Source organism: Pseudomonas avellanae BPIC 631 (assembly GCF_000444135.1).
In the GTDB taxonomy this organism is placed as follows: Bacteria; Pseudomonadota; Gammaproteobacteria; order Pseudomonadales; family Pseudomonadaceae; genus Aquipseudomonas; species Aquipseudomonas avellanae.
Map to the genome: position 1 here is coordinate 1 of NZ_ATDK01000139.1, position 609 is coordinate 609.

The window sequence follows — 609 nt, forward strand, 5'->3', positions numbered from 1 at the left end:
TTGCGAAATAATTTACCCGTGTCCCGCAACCTAAGTTATTGATAAAATTTGAATTTTACGTTAGTTAGTAGCTGGTTTTTTCGAAAACAGTACACTAGGTGATTCTGTTTCTAATTGGACATTGGCTTTTTTTAGTTGTCGGCAACGATATCTAAATTGCCGCCATGTAGGAACGCTGTGTTTTTTAGCAAGCGCAGGGTTTAAAAGTAATCCGTCGGTTCCTTCGGATATAGATTCAGGAGGAAGCTTGTAGATTGATAAAAGCATTTCATGAAAGGCGTCCTTCCAAGTCATCCGTTGCTGAATTATATATGTATCATAAGCTTTTGTTATTTGGGGCTCCACTTCGTATGATGGCACCCCCGTGTCAGCTGATAGCAGATGTGGCTTTGCTCCCCTTTTAGTACCGGATTTAGGGGGATTAGCTACTTGGTGTTCCTTTACGACGAATTTACTAACAACTGCGACGGTGTTGCGGCCGGCTTGAAGCCAGTCGCTCACCCAAACTTTAATGGTGGCGGCGGCAAAAACTGAGCGCAACACCTGACCAATCCGGTACGGTGAACCTATGTCATATCATGAACTCAGCATTGAAGAACGCATCACGAT

At 43.5% G+C, this 609-nt stretch carries 1 protein-coding gene; it reads right to left on the minus strand.

Going from position 1 to position 609, the window contains the following annotated elements:
• Positions 1-60: 60 nt before the first annotated feature.
• Positions 61-543 carry a hypothetical protein gene (locus DW49_RS1000000131850; protein ID WP_152522396.1) on the minus strand — a complete coding sequence of 161 codons (483 nt, stop codon included), beginning with the start codon at positions 541-543 and terminating at the stop codon, positions 61-63.
• Positions 544-609 lie beyond the last annotated feature (66 nt).